This window comes from Burkholderia sp. AU44665, from assembly GCF_030504405.1.
GTDB lineage: Bacteria > Pseudomonadota > Gammaproteobacteria > Burkholderiales > Burkholderiaceae > Burkholderia > Burkholderia semiarida.
On the sequence record NZ_JAUJRI010000003.1, the window covers coordinates 257,082 to 278,877 of the forward strand.

The window sequence follows — 21,796 nt, forward strand, 5'->3', positions numbered from 1 at the left end:
GTGGTGTTTCTTCAACGGCTTAGCAATTGTTGACAGTGATTTACCAGTGCTTTGGTACGCTCACGCTCGATAATCCAACGAATGGACGCGGGCCGCGTCAACGAGAGTGAACAAAAATACGCATCGCCTGGTGTATTCCAGGCTTCGGGGTATCGTGGTGGCCGTCGCGGAGACGGCGATCGCCGAGGGCAAATACGCAACAGCCGAGGTGCGCGCACGTCGACGCTCGCCGATATCCGGTGTGCACGTCGTAGCAGCGGGCGTTGCTGCGCTTGGCATGTTCCCCACCTTGTCCGATGCGCAGATCGTTCCGACGCCGGGCACCAGCACGCACGTGATCCAGACGCCGAACGGCTTGCCTCAAGTCAACGTGGCGCGACCGTCGAATGCGGGCGTCTCGGTCAACACCTACAACCAGTTCGACGTACAAAAGGCTGGCGCGATCCTGAACAACTCGGCCACGATGGTTCAGACGCAGCAGGCGGGCTGGATCAACGGCAACCCGAATTACGGAGCCGGGCAGGCTGCGAGGATCATCGTCAACCAGGTCAACAGTCCGAATCCTTCCCAAATTCGTGGCGCTTTGGAGATCGCCGGCTCCCGGGCGGAGCTCGTCCTCGCGAATCCGTCGGGCATTTATCTTGATGGCGCGTCCTTCATCAACACCAGTCGCGCAACCCTCACAACGGGCGCGCCGTACTACGGCGCCGATGGTTCGCTCGCCGGTTACAACGTCAACCGCGGGCTCGTGACCGTCTCGGGTGCCGGTTTGAATGCAACCGGTACCGATCAGGTGGATCTTATTGCTCGCGCGGTACAGGTGAACGCGGCGGTCTACGCGAAGAACCTGAACGTGATCGCCGGCGCGGCCCAAGTCAACCACGACACGCTTGCCGCGACGCCGATCGCCGGCGACGGCCCCGCTCCGTCAGTCGCGATCGACGTGAGCCAGTTAGGCGGTATGTATAGTAATCGGATCTTCCTGGCGTCCAACGAGTTCGGTGTCGGGGTGGCCAACGCTGGCACGATCGCGGCGCAGGCCGGTGACCTGACGCTGCAGTCGAACGGCCGGCTCGTGCTGACCGGCAAGACCACGGCGAGCGGCAATCTCGCACTGTCGGCCGCCGGTGGCCTTCAGAACAGCGGCACGACGTACGCGCAACAGTCGGCGTCGGTGAATACCGTCGCCGATCTGACGAACACCGGGACGCTCGCGGCGCAACGGAATACGACCGTGAACGCCGGCACCGTCAATTCGACGGGTACGCTCGGCGCGGGTGTGAACAACGATGGCTCCGTCGGCCGCGGTGGCGACCTGAACGTCTCGACGTCGGGCCAACTGAGCGCAACCGGCCAGAACGTGGCAGGCGGCAATGCGTCGCTGTCCGGCAGCAGCGTGAATCTTGCCGGCGGCCAGACGGCAGCAAACGGCAATCTGTCGCTGAACGCGACGGCCGGGGACATGAACCTGTCGAACGCGACGACGAGCGCGCAAGGCGACGTCCACGCGAATGCTTCGGGCACGATGATCAACGATCACGGCAACCTGTCGAGCGGCGGCAGCACGACGCTGACCGGCGGTGCCCTCTCGAACCAGAGCGGCAAGGTTTCGTCACAGAGCGCGTTGTCGGTGAATGTCGCCGGCCAGATCGCCAACCAATCGGGCGAACTCGTATCCGAAAGCACGGCCGACCTGCGTGGCGGTGATATCGCGAACAACCAGGGCACTATTCAAAGCGCGGCCGGCATGACGGTGGCCGGCGCGTCACTGGACAACACGGCGGGGCGGATCACGTCGCTCAACGCAGACGGCCTCTCGGTCACGACGAGCGGCCAATTGATCAATGCGGCAGGTACCACCGCGAACGGTGCGCAAGGCGGTGTCATCGGCGGCAACGGCGATGTGTCGGTCGGCGGCGCAAACGTTGTCAATCGCGGCGCGATCACGTCCAACACGAATCTGCGGGTATCGGGCCAGTCGGTCTACAACGGTAGCGGCACGCTGCAGGCTGCGCAAAAGATAGCGGTCGATGCGGGCGCGCGCTTGATCAACAACGGCGGCTCGATCGTTGGTCAGACGGCCACGGTCAGCGCGACGACGCTCGACAACAGCGCCGGCACCGTGCAGGCCGACCAGATGTCGCTGACCGCGACCGACCTCGTGAATCACAGCGGCACGATCACGCAGACCGGCGCCGGCGCGATGAACGTGAACGTGTCGGGCACGCTCGACAATTCGAGTGGCGGTACGCTGCAAACGAACAGTACCGCCCTGACGCTCGCGCCGACGGCACTCGTGAACGACGGCGGCACGATCACGCATGCTGGAACCGGCACGCTGACGCTCGGCAATGGTTCGGGCTCGGTATCGAACGTCGGCGGCGCAATCGCGAGCAACGGGCGCGTGGTCGCGCAAGCCGGCACGCTGAACAACACGTCGGGCTCGATAAACGCGCAGAACGGACTGGCGGCAACCGTCGCCGGCACGCTGAACAATGCGAGCGGCAAGCTGCTGTCGAACACGGATCTCGGCGTCACCAGCGGTACGCTGTCGAACGACGGCGGCCAGATCGGTGCCGGCACGAATGCGACGCTCCGCACGGGCTCCATGACGAATCAGGGCGGCTCGATCGTCGCGCCGAATCTGTCTGTCATCGCCGATTCGACGCTCGACAACAGCGGCGGAAAGCTCGAAGCCAATCAGCTTGCGCTGACGGCTGCGAACCTCGTGAATCACGGCGGCACGATCACGCAGTATGGATCGTCGGCGATGGGGATGAACGTCAGCGGCACGCTCGACAACTCGGCCGCCGGCGTGATCCAGACCAATGCCACGGATCTGACGCTTGAGCCGGCCGAGTTGAACAACGCAGGCGGCACCATTACGCATGCTGGCACCGGCACGCTGACGATTGCGCCGGGCAATGGCGCCCGCGCGCTGAACAACGCGTCGGGCACCATCGTGACGAAGGGACAAGCCATCGTCAACGCGGCTTCCTGGAACAACGCGAGCGGTATTCTTGCCGCGCAGCGTGGTATCAACGCCACCATTGCGGGTGACGTGAACAACGCACAGGGCCTGCTGCAATCAGACGCGTCGCTGTCGTTGAAGAACGGTGGGGCGCTGTCGAACCGAAGCGGCCACATCCAGGCAGGGCAATCGGTTGCAGGCGACACCAGCACGCTCGCCATTCAATCGGCCTCGATCGACAACGCGGACGGCGCCATTGTCGACCTCGGTGCCGGCAAGATGACGGTGCAAGGCGGCAGCCAGATCGCCAACAGCGACGCCGGCGGCGTAGCGGGCATGGGCGCGATTACCGGCAACGGCGATGTGACGGTCAGCGCCGCGTCGATCAGTAACACGCAAGGTGGCCAGCTCAGCGGCGCGTCGCTGCATGTTCAAGGCGGCACGTTGGACAACAGCGGCGGCACCATCGGCAACGTCACGAATTCGAACGGCGACGTGGACGTCACGACGACCGGCGCGATCACGAATACGAACGGACAGATCAGCTCGACGCACGATCTGTCGGTGTCGGCGGCCACGCTGCTGGACGGCGGCACGTACAGCGCAACGCACGACGCCAACGTGAGCCTGCAGGGCAACTACACTGCGGCGGCCGACACCCAGTTCAACGTCGGCCACGATCTCGCCTTCACGCTGCCCGGCACCTTCACGAACAACGCGAACCTGCAGTCGGTCAACAACCTGAGCGTCAACGCTGGCAACATCTTCAACGTCGGTACGTTGACGGCTGGCGGCCTGCTGCACACGCAATCGGCCAATCTGACGAACACGGGTGCGCTCGTGGGCGCCAGCGCGTCGCTTAACGCCGTCAATACGATCTCGAACCTCGGCCCGACCGCGCTGATCGGCGCATCCGACAGCAACGGCACGCTCGAAATCCTCGCACGCGACATCGAAAACCGCGACGACACGACCGCGACCGATTCAATGGCGACGACGGCCATCTTTGGCATGGGCAAGGTCGTGCTTGGAGGTGGCAAGGATGCCAGCGGCAATTACACGAACGCCGCGCTGATCAATAACGTATCGGCGCTGATCCAGTCCAGCGGCGACATGGAACTGCACGCGGACAAGGTGACGAGCACGCGCCGCGTGATGAAGACGTCCACCAGCCAGATCGATCCGGCATTGCTCGCGCAGTTCGGCATCAGCATGTCCGGATGCGTGGCTGTGCACATGGATGCCTGCGCGGGTCGGGACGTGGGCGGGGTCGACCTTCGCGACCCCGCAGTACGTGAACTTTTTCTGGATTTCGTGGGTGGGGTGCCGACCGATCCGCCGCATAGCGGGCAGTGGAACAGCAACTACCAGAAGACGACGTACTACGCGGACAGCGCAACGGCGACGACCGTGACCGACATCAGTCCGGCCGCGCAGATCGTGTCGGGCGGCAAGATCGACGCATCTTCGGTCGGCACGCTGCAGAACTACTGGAGCAATATCGCGGCGGTCGGCGACATCAAGGTGCCGGGGCACTACGACGCCGATGGCTGGGCGGCGTCCGGCCAGAAACTGCCGGGCGTGACGGTCTCGTACTCCGGGCAGTACCACTACAACAACTACGACAACACCGAACACGACTGGCAATTGCCATTCGGCAATGCACCGTTCGTGACCGGGCATCCGGGTGGCTACACGCAGGCGGCGCCCGCGTCGATCAAGGACTACACGCTGCCGGGTTACTTTTCGACGTTGAGTTCGAACGGCACGATTTCGGGCACGGGTGTGAGCGTCAACAACTCGGCGGCCAACACATCGATTCCGTCGCTCGGCTTGTTGCCGGGACAGTCGGTGCCGGGCCTCACGCCCGCCAATCTGAGCGGTAACGCGAGCGGCGCGAAATCGGGGGCGTCGTCGGTGCACGGCGGTCCGCCGGCGCCGGTCGATCCGATCATCGCCAGCGCGACGGCGCTGAACGTCCTGAGCAACCTCACGATTCCGCAGGGCGGGCTGTACCGGCCGACCAACGCACCGAATGCGAGCTACGTGATCGAGACGAACCCGGCGTTCACGAACCAGAAGAATTTCATTTCGAGCGACTACTTCTTCGGTCAGCTCGGCGTCGACCTCACGCACATCCCGAAGCGGCTCGGCGACGGCTTCTATGAGCAGCAGCTCGTACGCAATCAAGTGACGGCGCTGACCGGCAAGGCGGTGCTCGGCCCGTACGCGGACCTGCAGACGATGTATCAGTCGTTGATGACGGCGGGCGCGGATCTGTCGAGATCGCTCGATCTGCCGATGGGCGCGAGCTTGACGGCCGAGCAGGTGTCGAAGCTAACCAGCAACGTGATCATGATGGAGACGCGTGTGGTCGACGGCCAGTCGGTGCTGGTGCCGGTCGTATATCTCGCGCAGGCGAATCAGCAGAATATCAACGGCCCGCTGATCAGCGCGACGAACATCGATTTCCAGAATGCGCAGTCGTTCACGAACAGCGGCACGATCAAGGCCGACAACACGCTGGAGATCCAGGGCAAGCAGATCGACAACGCGTTCGGTGCGCTGCAAAGCGGCGGGCTGATGTCGCTGAAGACCGACAACAACATCGATCTGACGTCGGCCAACGTGAAGGCTGGCAGCCTGCAGCTGGATGCCGGGAAAGACCTGATTCTCGACACGGCGACGAAGACGAACACGCGCGTGAGCCGGGACGGCGCGACGAGCGTGGTGACGACGCTCGGGCCGACCGCCAAACTCGACGTGGTGGGCAATGCGTCGATCACGACGGGCGGCAACTTCCAGCAGAACGCGGGCAACGTGTCGGTCGGCGGCAATCTCGGGATGAATGTCGGCGGCAACTGGGATCTCGGCGCGGTCCAGACCGGCGAGCACAAGATCGTGCAGCGCGCGAACGGCGTGTCGAATACAGACATCAACAAGGTCACCGGCAGCACTGTGCAGGTTGGCGGTGCTTCACTGATTGGCGTCGGCGGAGATCTGACCGCCAAGGGTGCGCAGATCGACCTCGGCCAAGGCGGGGCGATCGCAGCCAAGGGCAACGTCACGCTCGGCGCAGCGAGCGCGACGTCGACCGTGAACAGCAACAGTTCGGGCAGCGATAGTCACGGCAGTTACGCGGAGACGCTGCACACGTCGGATCAGGCGCTGACCGGGACGACGCTTAAAGGCAGCGACACGGTCACGATTGCGTCGGGCAAGGATCTCACGATCCGTGGCAGCACGGTTAGCCTCGACAAGGGGAATGCGAACCTGATGGCGGCCGGCGACGTGAATATCGGCGCAGCGACCGAAACGCATGAGCTGAACTCACACGAGACGCATAGCCACAGCAACGTCGTGAGCGGCGTGAAGGTCGCGAGCGGGATCGACCAGACGATGACGCTGAATCAGGGTAGTCTGGTATCAGCGGACGGCGTGAACATCGTCAGTGGAAAGGACGTCAATGTTCAGGGCAGCACCATCGTCGGAACGAATGACGTGACGCTCACGGCAGCGCGTAACGTAACGGTAACGACGTCGCAGGATACCTTGCAGTCGTCGAGCTACTACAACAAGAAGGAATCCGGGCTGATGTCGGGCGGCGGACTGTCGGTGTCGGTGGGCAGCAGTTCGCTGAAGACAACCAACCAGAGCGCCGAGGTGTCGAACAACGCCAGCACGATCGGCTCACTGAACGGCAACCTGAGCATCGCGGCTGGCAACGATCTGCACGTGACCGGCAGCGACCTGATCGCGGCGAAGAATCTCAGCGGGACAGGCGCGAACGTTACGATTGACGCCGCGCAGGACAAGAACCACCGCGGCGAGACGCAGGAAGTGTCGAAGAGCGGCCTGACGCTGGCGCTGAAGGCGCCGGTAATCGACGCGGTGTCGAATGCGGTGGGTCAATCGCGTGCGTCCAGTAATAGCCAGGATGGCCGTGCAGCAGCGCTGCACGGGATGGCCGCGGCGAGTGCGGCGTGGGATGCGAACGTGGCTGCAGGCGACGTGGTCAACGCGCTGGGAGCAGGCCAGACGCCCCAATTCAAGGTCGAACTCAGCGTCGGCAGCAGCCATAGCAAGAGCGCGTTTACCGAGAACAGCGTGACGAATCGCGGCTCGAATGTGAACGCCGGCGGAACGGTGGCATTTGCGGCAACCGGCAACGGTCAGCCGGGCAGCGGCAATGTGACGATCGCCGGCTCGAACGTGAACGCGAGCGATGTGATTCTGGCGGCGAAGAATCAGGTCAATATCGTCAATACGACGGACACCGATTCGACGCGCAGTACGAACGACTCGAAGAGTGCGAGCGTGGGCGTGTCGGTCGGCACGGGCGGCTTTGGTATCTCGGCGGCGATGTCGAAAGCCAATGGCGACGGCAACAGCGATCTGGCCACGCAGAACAACAGTCACGTGAATGCGGCAAACGGCGTGACGATCATTTCGGGCGGTGATACGAACATCATCGGCTCGAACGTGAACGGCAACCAGGTGAATGCCGATGTGGGCGGGAACCTGAACATCGCGAGCGTGCAAGACACGCTGACGAGCGCGGCGCATCAGTCGAGTTCGGGCGGCGGCTTCAGCATCAGTCAGGGCGGCGCCAGCGCGAGCTTCAGCCAGAGCAAGGGGAATGCGTCGGGCAGCTATGCGGGCGTCAACGAGCAAGCCGGTATTCGCGCGGGCGACGGCGGCTTCAATATCAACGTCACCGGCAATACCGACCTGAAAGGCGGGCTGATCGCGAGTAGCGCGGATGCGTCGAAGAATTCGCTGACGACGGGTTCCCTCTCGTTCTCGGACATCCAGAACCAGTCGCACTACGACGCGAGCTCGAGCGGCTTCAGCGCGGGCGCGACGACCGGCGACGGCGGGATGAACTACAGCACGCACGGCAGCACGTCGGGCAAGAATGCAGGCGGCGCCGCGCCGATGCTTGGCCAAAACGACAGCGGCAGTGATAGCGCGACGACGAAGAGCGGCGTGAGTGCGGGGACCATTACGATTACGGATTCGGCAAACCAGAAGCAGGATGTGGCGGGCTTGAACCGCGACACGACGAATACGAACGGTACGGTCGCCAAACTCCCCGACATGCAGAACCTGCTGGCCAATCAAGCGGACATGATGGCCGCAGCCAGCGCGGCCGGCGAAGCGGTGTCGCGCCGGATCGGGGACTACGCGGACAAGATGATGAAAGACGCCGCCGCGAACGGTGATCAGGCGGGAGTCGACGCGTGGAAGGAAGGTGGAGCAAATCGCGCGCTGATGCAAGGTGCCGGTGCGGCGCTGGTGACAGGGCTGGCGGGCGGTAATGCGGTAGGCGGTGCCGCCGGTGCCGCGATTGCATCGATAGCGTCGGGCAAGCTGAACGAGCTGAGCAGCGCGATCGCAGGCAGCGATCCGACCGGCAACGCCAATATGAATCAGGCACTGGGCAACATCGTGGCGAACGCGCTTGCGACGGGTGCCGGCGCTGCTGTGGGCGGTGAAGCGGGAGCGTTCTCGGGGTACAACGTTGATCGGTTTAACCGGCAGCTTCACCCTGATGAAAGACAGTGGGCGAAGGACAAGGCGAAGGACTTCGCGAAGTTCTATGAAGAAAAGACCGGGAAAGCACTCACCGTGGAACAAGCGCGGAATATGTTGCTGGCGAACGGCTATCGTTTGGTGGACGCGGCGGCAAGCAAGGGGCCGGGAGGGGACGCAACCGCGGTCGCCTATATCAGTCAGAATGGTGGCGGACTGTTCCATGCGACGCCGGCGGAGTACAACAGTCCGTTCTTGTCTGGGAACAAGGATGGTTCACTGACGCCGGAGCAGAAGGCGTTGCCGGGCGCAGTGGCTAATCCAAAGGCCGGACTCGTCATTGCCGGCGGGCTGGTAACTGCTGGGTTGGCGCCAGAGATTGCTGCAGGGTTAGCTGCTATCCCGGGCGCGCCAATTTTTGGTTCAACTGGAGCGTTGGGATCCAGCGCGTGGACGTCGCCTGTTGGGATTGGCGTCCTAACTGGTGGTGTAAATGCGACTTCACAGTACATTCAGAATGGCACGGTCAATCCAGTCGATGTTGGGTATGCCGCAATGGCTGGCGGAGCCGGCACCTATACCAAGTTCTTTGGGAACGTCGTAATAAATTCTGTAACAGGTGCTCTTGATACTGTCACAAACAATGCGATTTCCGGGAAACACGACAGCATTGCAACCGGCGCGGCAGTGAACGCAGGTGCGGCGGCTATCGGCTATGTGACGGGGCTCGCCATGCAAAATCTAATTTCTGCGTTGGCGAAATCCGGGATGGGTAGCTTCGGTTGGTCCGGAACTGGAGTTTGGTCGGGATCATCGGGACAAAATCTGTTTAACCCGAACAATGTTCCTGCAATTGGTGCTGGTATCGGTGGTGCAGCCGGCGCTGAAGCAGGAACGAAAGCGATAAACGATGCCAAATCTCGAATTGGGAAGTGAAGAAATGCTTAGATTGATTGCCTTGTATTTAGTGGCTTTCTTGCTTTCATTTATATGCTTTGCCTCCATAAAGGCATTTGTAATGATTTTTGTAGCCTATTTTTATGGCGGTGGCTTCTTGTGGGCGAGCAACGATACGAGATTCGTTTTGGTGAACGGAACTCTGTTGGGGCTTGTTTTTTGTATCTTCGCGACGGTGGCTTTTGTGCGAAAAAAATGATCCTCGATGGCGATACGAACATCATTGGCTCGAACGTGAAGGGCAATCACGTGAATGCCGATGTGGGCGGGAATCTGAACATTGTGAGCGTCCAGGACACGTTGTCGAGCGCGGCGCATCAGTCGAGTTCGGGTGGCGGTTTCAGCATCAGTCAGGGTGGCGCCAGCGCGAGCTTCAGCCAGAGCAAGGGGAATGCGTCGGGCAGCTATGCGGGCGTCAACGAGCAAGGACGCGGTTTGGCACCTGACTACATGACGGTCAATGTGGGCGCGCTTTCTGGAAACGTAAGTGGTACGGTGAATCTGTACGACGGTTCGACGTATGTTTCGGGAGGCGTTTCCATGACCAACCCATCTTCGGTGTCGTACAGACCCGGGGTCAGTTCGACTATCGGCTACATACTCGGGGCAGACACCGTGACGAAAGCAGGAAACTTCTTGACAGGGGATGGAAATCAGGCGTTCATTTCTGTGCCTACCCCATTTGGCGTCAATGTGATTGGTGCAATAACTCACGCCTATGGCGGAAGTACCGCAGTTGAATTTGGTATTGGTCAGCCGGGTTCTATTTCCTTCGGCGTAATGCCGTGGGGCCATTCATCCGAAGTAACTGGGCATGGAAAATAGGAGGCTTAAATGGCTGCAGTCGGCGGAGGACCGAATCCGGATCAGTGGGCCAAGATGACGCGTGGACAAAAAATTGCTTACTGGGTTAGTGTAACCGCTGCTTGCGCATTTATTGGCGGACTTCTGATAAGAAAATGGTTTTATTAGGCGCTTGGCATACTGATCAGATTAATAGCGGTCGATAAGCTGAACGAGTTGAGCGGCGCGATTGCAAGCAGCGATCCGACTAGCAACGCCAACATGGATCAGGCGCTGGGCAACATCGTGGCGAACGCGCTCGCGACGGGCCCGGGTGGTGTTGTGGGCGGTAAATCGGAAGCGCTCTCCGGCCACAACGTGGATCGGTTCAACCGGCAACTGCATCCGGAAGAAAAGACGCTCGCGAAGCAACTGGCAGAGAAAAGCAAAGGTAAATATACCCAAGCCAGATTGAGGACCAGATGCGAATCATGGGTGTGTCGGTTGATGGCCAGCATCAATCAGGTGCGCCGGATACGCTGGTGGGACAAGCGCCGACGGACTCTGGCGCTAAATGGATTTATGCGGGCTCACATGTCAATAAAAAATATGGCAACTATTCGGCGATGGCGGGGGCTGCTGTGGGAACGGCGTTTGGGTATCCCCTGGGTGCGGGAGCTGAGTCTGGTTTGAATAAATTCCTCAATCCGTGGTATCGACAGGAATGGCAGTACCTTGGCTTGGGGATATCGAAATATGTTCCGCCGAGTATGATTCCATCGTGGGCGGGCGGTATTTTGGGAGGTGTGGTGCAAGAGAAAGCAGGCGCAACGGTACAGAACGGGCTTGACGGAGTTGCAAAGAAATGAGTCCCAAGAGCAGCTTTGAATGGTTTCGCTGGGTATACAACGTGTTGCTTTGGATCACTATTATGGGAATTGGCGTTTCCATCTCAGAACTTGCCGCCGGTCCTGCATTGCAATGGTTGTTTCACGACATTCCATATCAATTGCCAACGTGGAATCGGGTCGAGCGAATGGCTGTGTTTGTAGTTGTGTTCAGTTTTTTCGCGGGCACGGTGACTTGGTTCACTGAAAAGAAGAGGTCAGGTCGGTAGTCTTAAAAACGGGCCCGGCAATATACCGGGTCCGTTGTTAGTTTCAATCGATCCCGAATTAGAACTCGACTACGTCCGTTAAAAGCGGCGACGAAATCCGTTATGAAAGCCACTCTCGTAGGGACATCGCCGACTGACATGGGTGCACAATGGGTCGGAGCACCGGCTACGGCTGACGGCAAGATGGTTCTGACGCAGAAGACGGCGCTTGCAAATCCCGAATTGCAATCGTATATCGTGGCAAATGCTGACTCGGCGACGAACAGCCAGGTGCCAAGCCAGTTCAACTACGATCGTACCGCAAGCAGTGGATGGGGGTTCCATCTGACTGGGCCGTTTACGAAATTCGACCAGTCGGATGCGAATTATATGAAGAGCACAATCGCGGACACGGCCTCGATGGTGTCGAACACCGCAGGATGGATCTCATCCAGCGCTGCGACCGGGGCAGCCGTACCATCACCCTTAGCGCCGGCATTTGGAACGATTGCTTACGGAGCGACGGTAGTAGGTATTGCTGCGGATGCCACATCGCAATTGGTAAATCCGAATGCTGGTCAATACACTTATGAAAGCGCTTTGGCACTGGGCGGTCAGGTGATCGGAGACAAGGTGCCGATCGCATCGTTGGTCATCAATGGAGCGTCCGAAGCTATCAAGAAGCAACCGGTCTCAACAACGGTCGGAAACTGGATCGGCCAGCAATTGAATTCGATTTTTGGTCCGAGTGTCAACAAGGAAAAGAAATGAGATTGATCGAGGACGGTAATTTCGCAGGATGGCTAAGAGTTGTGCTTTTTCTGACGGGCTTAGCCTTGGCGTTGGCAGGACTTGGGCTCGACCAAATACCCCGCTGGATCAGGGCGGGGGCATTTCTCCTTGGTTTTGCGACAATGGCGCTTGGAGGGATGTCCAGTCGAGCACATATGCTGAAGATTAAGCCCTTCGACCGCAGCTACAAGAAGGCGCGAGATAGCTACAAAACGAACGACAACGAAGACGCTGACAAGTCAAAATGAAAATTGCTCTGCGACTGTCGCTCCTACCGGCCGCCACCTTCGTTGCGACCGGTGTGTTTGCGCAGGAAGCTTCGCGCCTGGTAATTCCGGGCAACGACCAGCAAACGCGACAGCAGGAGGAGGCGCGTGAGCGTGAGCGGGCGGTCTCTGCGCCCGGGGTGCGTTCGGGCGTCACGGCGAGCGTCGGGTATCCGACACTGCCGTCGGAGCCGCCGTGCTTTCGCATCGATCGTTTCTCGCTCGATGTGCCCGATGCGCTGCCCGCCTCCCTCAAATCGCAAGGCGCGTCGGCATTGCCGATGGACCGCTTCGCGTTCGCGCGCGAATGGCTTGACCACTACGCTGGCCAGTGCGTCGGCAAACAAGGCCTTGACGTGCTCGTCAAGGGCCTGTCGCAAGCGATCCTGGCGCGCGGTTACGTCACGACCCGCGTGCTGCTGCCTGAACAGGATCTGTCGACCGGCACCCTGAAGTTATCGCTGATCCCCGGCGTGATCCGCCACGTGCGCTTCGCTGACGAGAAGCTGCGCGGCACCTGGAAAACCGCCTTCCCGACGCGCGATGGCGAACTGCTAAACCTGCGCGACCTCGAACAGGGCCTCGAGCAGATGAAGCGCGTGTCGAGCCAGGACGTGTCGATGCAGATTGTCCCCGCCGATGTGCCGGGCGAGAGCGACGTCGTGCTCGACGTGCAGCGCGGCAAACCCTGGACCGTCGTCGCGTCGATCGACAACTCGGGCACGCGCGCGACCGGACGGCTGCAGGGCAACTTGTCCCTCGGCATCGACAATCCGCTGGGCCTGAACGATATTTTCAACATCGGCGTGAGCCAAGATCTCGAGCTAGGCGACAAGCGGCTTGGCTCGCACGGCTGGAACGGCTTTTATTCGATCCCTTGGGGCTACTGGACCGCGACGCTTTCGGCGTACACGAACACGTACTACCAGCAGATCGCCGGCGTGAACCAGACGTTCGTCGCGAGCGGCAACTCGAAGACGGTCGACTTCAAGCTGAACCGTGTGCTGTCGCGCAGTCAGAACGACGTGTTCGGCGTGCAGTTCCGGCTGTCACGCCGGTTCGGGCAAAGCTTCATCGAAGACACCGAAATCCCGCAGCAGCGCCGCAACAACACGTTCGTCGAGTTCGGCCTGACCGATCGGCACTACTTCGGCAACGCGCAGTTCGACGGCACGCTCGCGTACCGGCAGGGCGTCGGTGCGTTCGGCGCACAGGACGACAGCGTGGCGGCCGACGGCGGCCCGACCTACCGCTACAAGATGGCGGTGCTCGATGCGAACCTGTCGGTGCCGTTCGCGATCGCGCAGCAGCCGTTTCGTTACGTGACGACCCTCCACGGCCAATTCACGGGCAACACGCTGTACTACATCGACGACATGACGATCGGCAGCCGCTACACGGTGCGCGGCTTCGACGGGGAGACGATGCTGGCCGCCTCCCGTGGTTTTTACTGGCGCAATGAACTGCAGGCGCCGATCGATCAAACCGGGCAGGCGGTGTATGCGGGCATCGACTACGGCCGCGTGTGGGGCCCGCAGCCGGTCACACTCGTGGGCACGCAACTGGCAGGGGCCGTGATCGGCGTGAAGGGGAGCGTCGCGACTCGCTTGGGTGCCTACGGTTACGACCTGTTTGCCGGCACGCCGATCTACAAGCCGTCCGGGTTTCCTACGGCACGCGTGACCGTTGGCTTTCAGCTCACCGCACAGTTCTGACGAAGTGGGCGCAATCCGCTACTTTGCCCGCCGTCGTTTGAGACGACGGCGGCGAGGATCGAGAACTGACGGCTTTTTCGATCGTATGGTGCATGGCTCTCTTGTCGGAGGGCCACGTGTGGCGACCATGCTATCCGCGCTGCGGCGGCAAAGCCCGAAATCGCCGCCTCACAACCCCACTCCGTAAACCTCCCCCGCCGCCGCCCGAATCGCCTCGACCATCACCGCCACCGCCGGCGAATGCAGCCGGTCGGTGCGCGTGATGATCCCGAAATCGTCCATCCGGCAATCCATCTCCAGCGGCAGCACCGTGACGATCCCGTGCCGCGCGTAGTAGTGCGCGACGTCCTCGGCGAGCACCGCGATCATGTCGCTCTGTTCGAGCAGTTGCGTGATGAACAGCAGCGCCGAGGTTTCGACGAGGTTCGCCGGCGGCGCGAGGCTCGCGCGCTGGAACACGAGCTCGAAGCGGTGGCGCAGCACGCTGCCGGCCGGCGGCACGACCCACGCGGCGCGCTGCACGTCCGCGAGCGCCAGCGGCGCGTGCGCGAGCAGCGGGTGGCCGGGCCGCACGACGGCGGCCACCGACTCGCCGGTCAGCGGCTCGTAGCGCAGGCGCAGCTTGTCGTGTTCCGCGGACAGCCGGCCGAGCACGATGTCGATCTTTTCCTGCGCGAGGTGTTCGAGCAGCACGTTGCTGGTATCGATCTCGACCGACACGTGCAGGCCCGCATGCGTCCCCTTTACCGCCGCCACGGCCGGCGGCACGAGCCGCAGGCCCGGCGACGTGATCGCGCCCACCGCCACGTGGCCGAGATGGCCGGCCTTCAGCGCGGCCAGTTCCTCGCGCGCCTGGTCGAGGCTGCCGAGCGCCGCGCGCGCGTGGCGGATCAGCGCGTCGCCGTACAGCGTCGGCCGCATCCCGCGCGGCAGGCGCTCGAACAGCACCGCGCCGATCGATTCCTCGAGCTCGCGCAGCAGCTTCGACGCGGCCGGCTGCGTCATGTTCAGCGCGGCCGCCGCGCGGTGAATGCTGCCTTCGTCGGCGAGCGCGACGAGCAGCAGCAACTGGCGCGTCTTCAGGCGGGCGCGGTTGCCCCACGGGCTGGCTTCGGTCATCGTACGGGTTTATATCGATATCGGAATCGATATCGTAATCGCCTAAATCGTCATTAGCCAGTTATCAAAATTCTGCCTAGACTGCGCCGGTATCCCGTCACCACAGGACTGACGATGTCGGCAACAAAACCCAGGCTGCGCTCCGCTCAATGGTTCGGCACGAACGACAAGAACGGCTTCATGTACCGAAGCTGGATGAAGAACCAGGGCATTCCCGATCACGAATTCGACGGCCGGCCGATCATCGGCATCTGCAACACGTGGTCCGAACTGACGCCATGCAACGCGCACTTCCGCAAGCTCGCCGAGCACGTGAAGCGCGGGATCTCGGAAGCGGGCGGCTTCCCGGTCGAGTTCCCGGTGTTCTCGAACGGCGAATCGAACCTGCGGCCGTCGGCGATGCTCACGCGCAATCTTGCATCGATGGACGTCGAGGAAGCGATCCGCGGCAACCCGATCGACGCGGTCGTGCTGCTCGCCGGCTGCGACAAGACGACACCCGCGCTGCTGATGGGCGCGGCGAGCTGCGACGTGCCGGCGATCGTCGTGTCGGGCGGCCCGATGCTGAACGGCAAGCTCGAAGGCAAGAACATCGGTTCGGGCACGGCCGTGTGGCAGTTGCACGAAGCGCTGAAGGCCGGCGAGATCGACGTGCATCACTTCCTGTCGGCCGAAGCCGGCATGTCGCGCTCGGCCGGCACCTGCAACACGATGGGTACCGCATCGACGATGGCGTGCATGGCCGAGGCGCTCGGCGTCGCGCTGCCGCACAACGCGGCGATTCCGGCCGTCGATTCGCGCCGCTACGTGCTCGCGCACATGTCGGGCATCCGGATCGTCGAGATGGCGCTCGAAGGGCTCGTGCTGTCGAAGATCCTGACGCGCGCGGCGTTCGAGAACGCGATCCGCACGAACGCGGCGATCGGCGGCTCGACCAACGCCGTGATCCACCTGAAGGCGATCGCCGGCCGCATCGGCGTGCCGCTCGAGCTGGAAGACTGGATGCGCATCGGCCGCGACACGCCGACGATCGTCGACCTGATGCCGTCGGGGCGCTTCCTGATGGAGGAGTTCTATTACGCGGGCGGGCTGCCGGCCGTGCTGCGCCGGCTCGGCGAAGGCGGGCTGCTGCCGCACCCGGACGCGCTGACGGTCAACGGCAAGTCGCTGTGGGACAACGTGCGCGAAGCGCCGAACTACGACGAAGAAGTGATCCGCCCGCTCGACCGGCCGCTGATCGAGGACGGCGGCATCCGCATCCTGCGCGGCAATCTCGCGCCGCGCGGCGCGGTGCTGAAGCCGTCGGCGGCGAGCCCCGAACTGCTCAAGCATCGCGGCCGCGCGGTGGTGTTCGAGAACCTCGACCACTACAAGGCGACGATCAACGACGAAGCGCTCGACATCGACGCAAGCTCGGTGATGGTGCTGAAGAATTGCGGGCCGCGCGGGTATCCGGGCATGGCCGAGGTCGGCAACATGGGGCTGCCGCCGAAGCTGCTGCGCCAGGGCGTGAAGGACATGGTGCGGATTTCCGATGCGCGGATGAGCGGCACCGCGTACGGCACGGTCGTGCTGCACGTCGCGCCGGAAGCGGCCGCGGGCGGCCCGCTCGCGGCCGTGCGCAACGGCGACTGGATCGAACTCGACTGCGAGGCCGGCACGCTGCATCTCGACATCACGGATGAAGAACTGCAGCGCCGCCTGTCGGACGTCGATCCGACCGCGGCGCCGGGCGTGGCCGGCCAGCTCGGCAAGGGCGGCTATGCGCGGCTGTATATCGATCACGTGCTGCAGGCCGACGAGGGGTGCGACCTCGACTTCCTGGTCGGTACGCGCGGCGCGGACGTGCCGAGCCATTCGCATTGAGCGGCGGGCGGCGCGACGTGCGCCGCCGCCGATGGCGGGCCTTCCCGGCCCGCGCTTCATGAAACCATGAACGCATGACGGCCGGCGACAACCGGGCCGAAGCAGGACGCGAACCATGACATCGAGCAGCACGCCGCGCTATCGCGGCATCTTCCCCGTCGTCCCGACGACGTTTACCGACACCGGCGAGCTCGACCTCGCGAGCCAGAAGCGCGCGGTCGACTTCATGATCGATGCGGGGTCGGACGGCCTGTGCATCCTCGCGAACTTCTCCGAGCAGTTCGCGATCACCGACGACGAACGCGACGTGCTCACGCGCACGATCCTCGAACACGTCGCCGGCCGCGTGCCGGTGATCGTCACGACGTCGCACTACGGCACGCAGGTGTGCGCGGCGCGCAGCCTGCGCGCGCAGCAGCTCGGCGCGGCGATGGTGATGGCGATGCCGCCGTATCACGGCGCGACGTTCCGCGTGCCGGAGGCGCAGATCTTCGAGTTCTATGCGCGCGTGTCGGATGCGATCGACATCCCGATCATGATCCAGGACGCGCCCGCGAGCGGCACGCCGCTGTCCGCGCCGTTCCTCGCGCGGATGGCGCGCGAGATCGAACAGGTCGCGTACTTCAAGATCGAGACGCCCGGCGCCGCGAACAAGCTGCGCGAGCTGATCCGGCTCGGCGGCGACGCGATCGAGGGGCCGTGGGACGGCGAGGAAGCGATCACGCTGCTCGCCGATCTCCATGCGGGCGCGACCGGCGCGATGACGGGCGGCGGCTTTCCGGACGGCATCCGGCCGATCCTCGAAGCGTTCCGCGAAGGCCGGCACGACGATGCGTTCGCGCATTACCAGACGTGGCTGCCGCTGATCAATCACGAGAACCGCCAGTCCGGGATCCTCACCGCGAAGGCGCTGATGCGCGCCGGCGGCGTGATCGCGTGCGAGCGGCCGCGGCATCCGATGCCGGAACTGCACCCGGACACGCGCGCGGAACTGCTCGCGATCGCGCGCCGGCTCGATCCGCTCGTGCTGCGCTGGGCGCGCTGAGCGATTCGCGAAGGAGAGACGCACGATGAGCAATCCAATTTCGCTGGGCGTGATCGGGATCGGCAAGATCGCCCGCGACCAGCATTTGCCGGCGATCGCCGCCGAACCGGGCTTCGCGTTGACTGCCTGCGCGAGCCGTCACGCGGAAGTCAACGGCGTGCGCAATTATCCGGATCTGAACGCGCTGCTCGCCGCCGAGCCCGAGCTCGACGCCGTGTCGCTGTGCGCGCCGCCGCAGGTGCGCTACGCGCAGGCGCGCGCCGCGCTCGAGGCCGGCAAGCACGTGATGCTCGAGAAGCCGCCGGGCGCGACTCTCGGCGAAGTGGCCGCGCTGGACGCGCTGGCGCGCGAGCGCGGCCTCACGCTGTTCGCGACCTGGCATTCGCGCTGCGCGAGCGCGGTGGAACCGGCGCGTGCGTGGCTTGCGTCACGCACGATCCGCGCGGTGCAGGTTCGCTGGAAGGAAGACGTGCGGCGCTGGCATCCGGGGCAGCAGTGGATCTGGGAACCGGGCGGCCTCGGCGTGTTCGATCCGGGCATCAACGCGCTGTCGATCGTCACGCGGATCCTGCCGCGCGAGCTCGTGCTGCGCGAGGCGACGCTCATCGTGCCGAGCGACGTGCAGACGCCGATCGCGGCCGAACTCGATTGCGCGGATACCGACGGCGTGCCGGTGCGCGCGGAATTCGACTGGCGGCACGGCCCGGTCGAGCAATGGGAAATCGCGGTCGACACGGCCGACGGCGTGCTCGCGATCAGCCGCGGCGGCGCGCAATTGTCGATCGCGGGCGAGCCGGTCGAGATCGGGCCCGAACGCGAGTATCCGGCGCTGTATGCGCACTTTCGTGCGCTGATCGCGCGTGGCGAAAGCGACGTCGACGTGCGGCCGCTGCGGCTCGTCGCCGACGCCTTCCTGTTCGGCCGACGCGTGCAGACCGACGCGTTCGGCCGCTGACCTGCGTGCGCGCACCGCCTCGGGCGCGCACGACGAACGATTGATTACGGACACACATCACGGCATCGGCCGACACAAAGGAGACACCACATGAACCGCACGACTCACACGATCCGTCGACATACCCTGCGCGCGCTGCTGGCCGCGCTGTGCATCGCGCCGCTCGGCATGCAGGGCGCCGCGCACGCCGACGCGCCGCTGAAGATCGGCTTCCTCGTGAAGATGCCCGAGCAGGCGTGGTTCATCAACGAGCAGAACGCGGCGTCCGCGCTCGGCCAGAAGGAGAACTTCTCGGTCGTGAAGATCGGCACGCCGGACGGCGAGAAGGTGCTGGCCGCGATCGACAACCTCGGTTCGCAGGGGGCGCAGGGCTTCGTGATCTGCGCGCCGGACGTGCGCCTCGGGCCGGCAATCGCGTCGCGCGCGAAGCGCTACAACATGAAGTTCGTGACCGTCGACGACCAGCTCGTCGATTCGAGCGGCAAGCCGCTGCCGAACGTGCCGCACCTCGGGATGTCGGCGACCAAGATCGGCAACCAGGTCGGCCAGGCGATCTCCGACGAAATGAAGCGGCGCGGCTGGAAGCCCGAAGAAGTCGGCGCGCTGCGGATCACCAATTACGAGTTGCCGACCGCGAAGCTGCGCACCGACGGCGCGACGCAGGCGCTGCTCGCGAACGGCTTCCGCAAGGAGAACATCTTCGACGCGCCGCAGAAGACGACCGACGACGAAGGCGGCTTCAGCGCGGCGGCACCCGTGCTCGCCCGCCATCCGAACGTGAAGAAATGGGTGATCTACGCGCTGAACGAGGAAACCGTGCTCGGCGCGGTGCGCGCGACGGAACAACTGCACATCCCGGCGGCCGACGTGATCGGCGTCGGCATCAACGGTGCGGGCGAGGCGTTCGCCGAATTCCAGAAGAAGGAGCCGACCGGCTTCTACGGGACGATCGCGGTCAGCTCGACGAACCACGGCAAGGACAGCACGCAGAACCTCGTCGACTGGATCCGCAACGGCAAGGTGCCGCCGGCCGACACGCAGACGAGCGGCAAGCTGATGACGCGCACGAACTGGCAGGCCGTGCGCGCCGAGCTCGGCATCTGAGCGGGCGAGGCGAGAACGCGATGACGATGCAGACGATGACGGCCGCGTCCGCCGGCCACGGTGCCGAAGCGGGCACGCCGCCGAGCGGCGCGCTGCTCGCGCTCGACGGCATCACCGTGACGTTTCCGGGCGTGCGTGCGCTCGACACGGTGTCGCTGTCGGTGCGCGCGGGCGAAGTGCACGGGCTGATGGGCGAGAACGGCGCGGGGAAATCGACGCTGCTGAAGGTGCTGTCCGGCGTGAACCAGCCGCAGGCCGGCACGTTGACGCTGAACGGCACGGTGCAGCGCTTCGCGTCGACCCGCGCGGCGCTCGAGGCCGGCATCGCGATCATCTACCAGGAGCTGCATCTGGTGCCCGAACTGACGGTCGCGGAGAACCTGATGCTCGGGCAATTGCCGAGCCGGGCCGGCGTGGTCGACGAGCGCGCGCTCGCCGCGCGCGCGCTCGATGCGCTGGAGCGGCTGGGCGAGCATATCGATCCGGGTATTCCGGTGAAGTATCTGTCGATCGGCCAGCGCCAGATGATCGAGATCGGCAAGGCGCTGATGCGCGACGCACGCGTGATCGCGTTCGACGAGCCGACGAGCTCGCTGTCCGCGCGCGAGACCACGCAACTGTTCCGGATCATCCGCGCGCTGCGCGCGGAAGGCCGCGCGATCATCTACGTCACGCACCGGATGGAGGAAGTGTACGAACTGTGCGACCGCGTGACCGTGTTTCGCGACGGCCGCCGCATCGACACGTTCGATTCCGTCGCCGATCTCGACCGCGACCGGTTGATCGGCTGCATGGTCGGCCGCTCGATCGAGGACGTGTACGGCTACCGGCCGCGCACGGCCGGCGACGTGCTGATCGAGGCGAAAGGGTTGACGGGGCCGGGGCTCGCCGAGCCCGTGTCGTTCACCGCGCGGCGCGGCGAGATCGTCGGCTTCTTCGGGCTCGTCGGCGCGGGCCGCTCGGAACTGATGAAGCTGCTGTACGGCGCCGCGCGCCCGAGCGCGGGGCACGTCGAGCTGAACGGCAAGCGGGTCGCGTTCGGCAGCCCGCGCGACGCGGTGCGCGCCGGCATCGCGCTGTGCCCGGAAGACCGGAAACAGGAGGGCATCGTCGCGATCGCGTCGGTGGCCGACAACCTGAACATCAGCGTGCGCCGCCATTTCAGCCCGGCGCGCGTGCTGCTCGACGGGCGGCGGGAACGCGAGCTCGCGCAGAAATACATCGAACGCCTCGCGATCAAGACCCGCGACGGCGACACGCCGATCGGCGCGCTGTCGGGCGGCAACCAGCAGAAGGTCGTGATCGCGCGCTGGCTGGCCGAGCGCATCGACGTGTTCCTGATGGACGAGCCGACGCGCGGCATCGACGTCGGCGCGCGCGCGGAAATCTACAACCTGTTCTACGAACTCGCGGAAGCGGGCCGCACGGTGATCCTCGTGTCGAGCGATCTGGCCGAGGTGATCGGCGTGTCGGATCGCATCATCGTGATGAAGGAAGGACGGATCGCGGGCGAGGTCGACAAGGCGCACGCGACGCCCGACGCGCTGATCAAGCTCGCGCTGCCGCGCTAGCGGCGAGCAGTCAACCGGAAA

Annotated in this window: 14 protein-coding genes; 13 read left to right on the plus strand and 1 reads right to left on the minus strand. The window is 63.8% G+C overall.

The genetic code is table 11. The annotated features are described in order from the left end of the window. Window positions 1-106: 106 nt before the first annotated feature. The 8 genes from QZM15_RS09675 to QZM15_RS09710 all read left to right on the plus strand — a co-directional run bounded on the left by QZM15_RS09675 (window position 107) and on the right by QZM15_RS09710 (window position 14,115). A complete protein-coding gene (locus tag QZM15_RS09675) occupies window positions 107-9,442 on the plus strand; it encodes a hemagglutinin repeat-containing protein (protein ID WP_302106279.1) in 9,336 nt (3,111 codons plus the stop codon). A 120-nt stretch (window positions 9,443-9,562) separates the two neighbouring features. Next, complete coding sequence (locus tag QZM15_RS09680) at window positions 9,563-10,288, plus strand: polymorphic toxin type 22 domain-containing protein (RefSeq protein ID WP_179231803.1); 726 nt, start codon at window positions 9,563-9,565, stop codon at window positions 10,286-10,288. A 240-nt stretch (window positions 10,289-10,528) separates the two neighbouring features. After that, window positions 10,529-10,939, plus strand: coding sequence for a hypothetical protein (locus tag QZM15_RS09685; RefSeq protein ID WP_226223406.1), 411 nt, complete (start codon window positions 10,529-10,531; stop codon window positions 10,937-10,939). Continuing rightward, window positions 10,936-11,115 (plus strand): hypothetical protein, encoded by a 180-nt coding sequence (locus tag QZM15_RS09690; RefSeq protein WP_302106280.1) that lies wholly within the window; start codon window positions 10,936-10,938, stop codon window positions 11,113-11,115. Before QZM15_RS09685 ends, QZM15_RS09690 begins: the two co-directional genes overlap by 4 nt. Then, window positions 11,112-11,363 (plus strand): hypothetical protein, encoded by a 252-nt coding sequence (locus QZM15_RS09695; protein WP_226223408.1) that lies wholly within the window; start codon window positions 11,112-11,114, stop codon window positions 11,361-11,363. Before QZM15_RS09690 ends, QZM15_RS09695 begins: the two co-directional genes overlap by 4 nt. Window positions 11,364-11,465: 102 nt before the next feature. Beyond that, a complete protein-coding gene (locus QZM15_RS09700; protein WP_226223409.1) occupies window positions 11,466-12,113 on the plus strand; it encodes a hypothetical protein in 648 nt (215 codons plus the stop codon). Beyond that, window positions 12,110-12,382 (plus strand): hypothetical protein, encoded by a 273-nt coding sequence (locus QZM15_RS09705; protein ID WP_226223411.1) that lies wholly within the window; start codon window positions 12,110-12,112, stop codon window positions 12,380-12,382. Before QZM15_RS09700 ends, QZM15_RS09705 begins: the two co-directional genes overlap by 4 nt. Further along, a complete protein-coding gene (locus QZM15_RS09710) occupies window positions 12,379-14,115 on the plus strand; it encodes a ShlB/FhaC/HecB family hemolysin secretion/activation protein (protein ID WP_302106281.1) in 1,737 nt (578 codons plus the stop codon). Before QZM15_RS09705 ends, QZM15_RS09710 begins: the two co-directional genes overlap by 4 nt. A 168-nt stretch (window positions 14,116-14,283) precedes the next feature. Here the strand turns inward: QZM15_RS09710 and QZM15_RS09715 are convergent, their stop codons facing one another. Next, a complete protein-coding gene (locus QZM15_RS09715) occupies window positions 14,284-15,234 on the minus strand; it encodes a LysR family transcriptional regulator (protein WP_059581569.1) in 951 nt (316 codons plus the stop codon). A 114-nt stretch (window positions 15,235-15,348) separates the two neighbouring features. Here QZM15_RS09715 and QZM15_RS09720 point away from each other — a divergent pair, with 114 nt between their 5' ends. From QZM15_RS09720 to araG, 5 genes are all read left to right on the plus strand, one after another. Further along, window positions 15,349-17,100 (plus strand): IlvD/Edd family dehydratase, encoded by a 1,752-nt coding sequence (locus tag QZM15_RS09720; protein ID WP_059581572.1) that lies wholly within the window; start codon window positions 15,349-15,351, stop codon window positions 17,098-17,100. Window positions 17,101-17,215: 115 nt separating this feature from the next. Next, complete coding sequence (locus tag QZM15_RS09725; RefSeq protein WP_059581575.1) at window positions 17,216-18,145, plus strand: dihydrodipicolinate synthase family protein; 930 nt, start codon at window positions 17,216-17,218, stop codon at window positions 18,143-18,145. A 25-nt stretch (window positions 18,146-18,170) separates the two neighbouring features. Continuing rightward, window positions 18,171-19,100, plus strand: coding sequence for a Gfo/Idh/MocA family protein (locus QZM15_RS09730; protein WP_060968186.1), 930 nt, complete (start codon window positions 18,171-18,173; stop codon window positions 19,098-19,100). 90 nt (window positions 19,101-19,190) lie between these two features. Continuing rightward, window positions 19,191-20,204: an arabinose ABC transporter substrate-binding protein gene (locus QZM15_RS09735; protein WP_059581581.1), complete on the plus strand. Its 1,014-nt coding sequence runs from the start codon at window positions 19,191-19,193 to the stop codon at window positions 20,202-20,204. Window positions 20,205-20,224: 20 nt separating this feature from the next. Then, a complete protein-coding gene (gene araG / locus QZM15_RS09740; RefSeq protein ID WP_059581583.1) occupies window positions 20,225-21,775 on the plus strand; it encodes an L-arabinose ABC transporter ATP-binding protein AraG in 1,551 nt (516 codons plus the stop codon). Window positions 21,776-21,796: the final 21 nt, after the last annotated feature.